Origin of the sequence: Streptomyces sp. AcH 505, from assembly GCF_000818175.1 — a bacterium.
Classification (GTDB): Bacteria; Actinomycetota; Actinomycetes; order Streptomycetales; family Streptomycetaceae; genus Streptomyces.
In genome coordinates this window covers 2,380,805-2,386,229 of the sequence record NZ_JTIY01000001.1, presented here as the reverse complement: position 1 = coordinate 2,386,229, position 5,425 = coordinate 2,380,805, and the positions used below count along the sequence as shown (strand labels likewise).

Here is a 5,425-nt window from a genome sequence, read left to right as displayed (position 1 = left end):
GCGCGGGAGCGGCGGGCGCGTCGCCCGTGCCCGGCGCCACGTCCACCGTGATGATCGACGCTCCCACGTCGACGGTCGTGCCCTCCTCGTACCGCAGCTCGTGCACCACCCCGTCGTAGGGGATGGGCAGTTCGACGGCCGCCTTCGCCGTCTCGACCTCGCACACCACCTGGCCGTCGGCCACGGTGTCGCCCGGCTGTACGTACCACTTCAGGATCTCCGCCTCCGTGAGCCCCTCGCCCACGTCGGGCATCTTGAACTCACGGAAGCGGGTCGAAGTGTCAGCAGTCATGGTCACGGCACTCCTCAGTACGCGAGCGAGCGGTCGACGGCGTCGAGCACCCGGTCCAGGCCCGGGAGGTACTCGTCCTCCAGGCGGGCCGGCGGGTACGGCGCGTGGAAGCCGCCGACCCGCAGGACGGGGGCCTCCAGATGGTAGAAGCACCGCTCGGTGATCCGGGCGGCGATCTCCGCGCCCGAGCCGTAGAAGACGGGCGCCTCGTGCACCACGACCAGCCGGCGGGTCTTCTCGACCGACGTCTGGATGGTGTCGAAGTCGATCGGGGACATCGACCGCAGGTCGACGACCTCCAGCGACCTGCCTTCCTCGGCCGCCGCTGCCGCCGCCTCCAGGCAGACCTTCACCATCGGGCCGTAGGCGGCCAGCGTGAGGTCGGTGCCGGTCTGCGCGACGCGTGCCTTGTGCAGCGGTCCCGGGATGGCCTCGGTGTCGACCTCGCCCTTGTCCCAGTAGCGCCGCTTCGGCTCGAAGAAGATCACCGGGTCGTCGCTCTGGATGGCCTGCTGCATCATCCAGTACGCGTCGGCCGGCGTGGAGGGCGAGACGACCTTCAACCCGGCGACGTGCGCGAACAGCGCCTCGGGCGACTCGCTGTGGTGCTCGACGGCGCCGATGCCGCCGCCGTACGGGATACGGATGACGACCGGCATCTTGATCTTGCCGAGCGCGCGGGCGTGCATCTTGGCGAGCTGCGTGACGATCTGGTCGTACGCGGGGAAGACGAAGCCGTCGAACTGGATCTCGGCCACCGGGCGGTAGCCGCGCAGCGCGAGGCCGATCGCCGTGCCGATGATGCCGGACTCGGCGAGCGGGGTGTCGATGACCCGGTCCTCGCCGAAGTCCTTCAGCAGCCCGTCGGTGACCCGGAAGACGCCGCCGAGCTTGCCGACGTCCTCGCCCATGATCAGGACCTTGGGGTCGGTGTCGAGCGCGTGCCGCAGCGATTCGTTGATCGCCTTCGCGATGGGAAGCTTCTGGATCGTCATGGCTACTTGCCCTCCCCCGCGTCCTCGAACGACGCCTGGTAGGCGGCGAACTGGGCCCGCTCCTCGTCCACGAGCGAGTGCCCGTCCGCATAGACATGATCGAAGATCGCCAGGTGCTCGGGGTCCGGCATCTGCCGCACCGCGTCACGCACCCGCTTGCCGAGCGTCTCGCTCTCCTCCTCCAGCGCGGCGAAGAACGCCTCGTCGGCGTCGCCCGTCCGCTCCAGATACCTGCGCAGCCGCAGGATCGGGTCCTTGGCCTGCCAGGACTCCGTCTCCTCGTCGGCGCGGTACTTCGTCGGGTCGTCGGAGGTGGTGTGCGCGCCCATCCGGTACGTGAACGCCTCGACCAGCGTCGGACCCTCGCCCGCGCGGGCCCGCTCCAGCGCCCAGCGGGTCACGGCGAGACAGGCCAGGACGTCGTTGCCGTCGACCCGTACGCCGGGGAAGCCGAAGCCCTGTGCGCGCTGGTAGAGCGGCACCCGGGTCTGCTTCTCCGTACGCTCGGAGATCGCCCACTGGTTGTTCTGGCAGAAGAAGACCACCGGCGCGTTGTAGACGGCGCCGAAGGTGAACGACTCCGCCACGTCGCCCTGGCTCGAAGCGCCGTCGCCGAAGTAGGCGATCACGGCCGAGTCGGCGCCGTCCTTGGCGACGCCCATGGCGTAGCCGACGGCGTGCAGGGTCTGCGAGCCGATGACGATCGTGTACAGGTGGAAGTTGTTGGTGTTGGGGTCCCAGCCGCCGTGGTTCACGCCGCGGAACATGCCCAGCAGGTTTGTCGGGTCGACCCCGCGGCACCAGGCGACGCCGTGCTCCCGGTAGGTCGGGAAGACGTAGTCGTCGTCGCGCAGCGCGCGTCCCGAGCCGATCTGGGCGGCCTCCTGGCCGAGCAGCGAGGCCCACAGGCCCAGCTCGCCCTGGCGCTGGAGCGCGGTGGCCTCCGCGTCGAAGCGCCTGGTCAGGACCATGTCCCGGTACAGGCCGCGGAGGGATTCGGGGGTGAGGTCGGCGACGTAGCCCTCGTATTCGGGGTTCTCGACCCGCTCGCCCTCGGTGCTGAGGAGCTGGACGAGCTGGGGCTCGGTGCTCCCCTGCTGCGCCGGTGGCGTCTTCTTCGCTGCGGCGCTGCTACTGGTGCGCTTGGCGCCGCTGCTGCGGCGCGGTTTACGCGCGGCAGTGCTCTCCACGGTCACGTGCGTGCTCCTCCGTCTGTCCGGCTCCCGGGATCCGCCGGGTACCAGTGCGGTCGCTTGCTCCTTCGTGCGCACGGGGTGGGTGCGACCGGTCGGAACAGGCGTGACAGGTGCCCCGGCGAGCGCCTTGTCACAGGCACGTTACCCAGTGGGCCGCATTCCTGCGAAACCCCCTTTGACCTGCGATTTTGCTTGGATTTCCAAGTAAATCGAAAAAGTCGGGAACAACCACTGGTCACAGCCTTGCAGGCCGTCGGGACAACGGCACGTTATCCCGCCCGTCTGCGGCAGGGAAGAGGCGAGTGTGTGAGACTGCGAAGGTGGATGAAAAGGGAAAAATTACCGTATTCCTACTGGATGATCACGAAGTGGTCCGCCGGGGCGTCTACGAGCTGCTGTCCGTGGAGGACGACATCGAGGTCGTCGGCGAGGCAGGCACCGCCGCCGACGCGCTCGTCCGGATTCCGGCGACGCGCCCGGACGTGGCCGTGCTGGACGTACGGCTGCCGGACGGCAGCGGGGTCGAGGTCTGCCGGGAGATCCGCTCGCAGAACGAGGACATCCACTGTCTGATGCTCACCTCCTTCGCCGACGACGAGGCGCTCTTCGACGCGATCATGGCCGGGGCCTCGGGTTACGTGCTCAAGGCGATCCGGGGCAGCGAGCTGCTGACGGCGGTACGCGACGTGGCGGCGGGCCGCTCACTGCTGGACCCCGAGGCGACGGCGCGGGTGCTGGAGCGGCTGCGGGACGGCAACAACCCGAAGACCAACGACAAGCTGTCGGGCCTCACCGACCAGGAGCGCAAGATCCTCGATCTGATCGGCGAGGGCATGACGAACCGGGCCATCGGCGAGCAGCTGCATCTGGCGGAGAAGACGATCAAGAACTACGTCTCCAGCCTGCTCTCCAAACTGGGCATGGAGCGGCGCTCGCAGGCGGCCGCCTACGTGGCCAGACTCCAGGCCGAGCAGCGCTGAACGGGCCGTTCGGCGGCGGGGCAGGGACCGCCGGAAGGCCGAGCAGCACGCCGGGTCAGGGACCAACGTCCCGGGTGATCCGGGGCCGTCTCCCCTGTTGACGGGCGTTTCGGTGACGGACAGTGGAGGACATGCCCACCGATGATGACCGCGCCCTCCAGCTGCTGACCAGCGTCCCCTTCGGCCGTGTCACGACGAGCATGCGGGCCATGCCGTTCGTGGCCCCGGCCCGGCATTTCGTCGGCGCCGACTCGGTGGTGCTGCGCATGCACAAGGGGCTCGGCTACCACCGGGCGTGCGGCGGCAGCGTCGTCACGTACTCCGCGGACAACTTCGGCTCGGGCGAGCGGAACCTCTGGTCCGTCCAGTGCACGGGGACGGCCCAGCTCACCGCGCCGACCCCGCGCGAGACCGCGCTCTTCGAGGCCGAGCCGCAGCCGCTCCAGGTGGACAGCGAGCCGTTCGAGCCGGTCTATCTGCGGCTGGTCCCGCAGTTCGTGACCGTACACACGCTCGATTACGCGGTTGAGCGACAGGTCCGACACGCAGCGTCAACTATCATCTGAAGAGTGCCGCGCTCATCTGACACTCTGACTCCTCTGGCGTTATCCGCCCCCGCTCTGGTCTTACCGGCCCCCGCCCCGCCGCCCGAAGCGCTGCCACCGGTCGGCGCGCTGCTGCGCCGCTACCCGGACGCCGGCGAGCCGATCTCCTGCGTACCCGTCGCCCAGGGCCTGCTGAACCGCGGCTACCGGCTCGCCACGACCCGGGGCGCCTACTTCCTCAAGCACCACCTGGACGGCGACCAGGAGGCCATCACGCGCCAGCACCGGGCCGTCCGGCAGCTCCAGACGCTCGGCGTGCCGGTCGCGCCGCCCGTCGAGAACGCGCGGGGCGAGACCGTCGCCGTGATCGGCGGCCGCTGCTACGCCCTGCACCCCTGGATCGAGGGCCGCCACCGCGACGGCGGCCAGCTGACCGCCTTCGCCTCGCACCGGCTGGGCGGTCTCCTCGGGCTCGTCCACGTCTGTCTTGAGCAGGTGATGGACGCGCGGCCCGCCGCCCTCGCGCACGACAGCGCCGACCCCGCGGACACCTCCGCCGTCATCGACGAGCTGATCGGCCTCGCCCGGGGCCGCGCCCGGCGCAACGCCTTCGACGAACTGGCCCTGCACCGGCTCGCCGAGCGCCGCGCCCTGCTGGAGCGGCACGCGCACCGCAGGCCGCCGCCGGGGGCCGAGCCGGCCGCCGGGTGGGTGCACGGCGACTTCCACCCGCTGAACGTGCTCTACCGGGGCGCCGAGCCGGCCGCGATCGTCGACTGGGACCGGCTCGCGGTGCAGCCGCGCGCCGAGGAGGCCGTACGGGCCGCCGCCATCTTCTTCGTCCTGCCGACGGGCGCGCTGGAGCTGGCGAAGGTACGGGCGTACGCGCGGGCCTACCGGGGGGCGTCAGGCGCGGACGGCGCCGAACTGGCCGCCGCCGTGCACCGGGTGTGGTGGGAGCGGCTCAACGACTTCTGGATATTGCGCTGGCGCTATCTGCGGAACGACCGCAGGGCCGACCCGCAGTTCGCTGCGGTGTCGGCCCTGGCGGTCTGGTGGACCCGGGAGTACGAGGCGGTACGCGAGGCGTTCGCGGACTGAACGTCAGGCCCGGTCGTGGTTACGGGTCTTGGTTGCGGGTCCGTGGTGCGGGTTCTTGGTTGCGGTTGTCGCCGGGGGCCGTTCCGGGGAGGCGTCCTGCGCTGCATGATTTACGGCGCGTACTCCCCAGACGCGGAGCCACCGCCAAGATGCGCCACAAATCACGCTCTACGCTCCGGACACCACCCCTGCACGACCCCCTTCAGCCCCCGGCCCGCAGGTCACCGCTTACCCGCGCTGACGCGGGCGGTTGGGTGGACCCGCCTACGGGAGGGGGCCGGGGCCGGAGGAGGGGGGTGTCCGGACGTAAAGCGAA

The 5,425-nt window shown here is 70.4% G+C and carries 6 protein-coding genes; 3 read left to right on the top strand and 3 right to left on the bottom strand.

Annotation, left to right across the window (positions count from 1 at the left end):
• The 3 genes from HY68_RS11035 to pdhA form a co-directional block, all read right to left on the bottom strand.
• On the bottom strand, window positions 1-292 hold a 292-nt coding region (locus HY68_RS11035), incomplete at its 3' end, for a biotin/lipoyl-containing protein (protein ID WP_347560418.1).
• A 14-nt stretch (window positions 293-306) separates the two neighbouring features.
• A complete protein-coding gene (locus tag HY68_RS11030) occupies window positions 307-1,287 on the bottom strand; it encodes an alpha-ketoacid dehydrogenase subunit beta (protein ID WP_041987543.1) in 981 nt (326 codons plus the stop codon).
• Between the two features lie 2 nt (window positions 1,288-1,289).
• Window positions 1,290-2,483 (bottom strand): pyruvate dehydrogenase (acetyl-transferring) E1 component subunit alpha, encoded by a 1,194-nt coding sequence (gene pdhA / locus HY68_RS11025; RefSeq protein WP_041987540.1) that lies wholly within the window; start codon window positions 2,481-2,483, stop codon window positions 1,290-1,292.
• Between the two features lie 320 nt (window positions 2,484-2,803).
• Between pdhA and HY68_RS11020 the strand changes: the two genes are divergently transcribed.
• The 3 genes from HY68_RS11020 to HY68_RS11010 all read left to right on the top strand — a co-directional run bounded on the left by HY68_RS11020 (window position 2,804) and on the right by HY68_RS11010 (window position 5,109).
• Window positions 2,804-3,463, top strand: coding sequence for a response regulator transcription factor (locus tag HY68_RS11020; RefSeq protein ID WP_041987537.1), 660 nt, complete (start codon window positions 2,804-2,806; stop codon window positions 3,461-3,463).
• A 131-nt stretch (window positions 3,464-3,594) separates the two neighbouring features.
• A complete protein-coding gene (locus tag HY68_RS11015) occupies window positions 3,595-4,029 on the top strand; it encodes a pyridoxamine 5'-phosphate oxidase family protein (protein ID WP_041995682.1) in 435 nt (144 codons plus the stop codon).
• 54 nt (window positions 4,030-4,083) lie between these two features.
• A complete protein-coding gene (locus HY68_RS11010) occupies window positions 4,084-5,109 on the top strand; it encodes a phosphotransferase (RefSeq protein ID WP_041995679.1) in 1,026 nt (341 codons plus the stop codon).
• Window positions 5,110-5,425 lie beyond the last annotated feature (316 nt).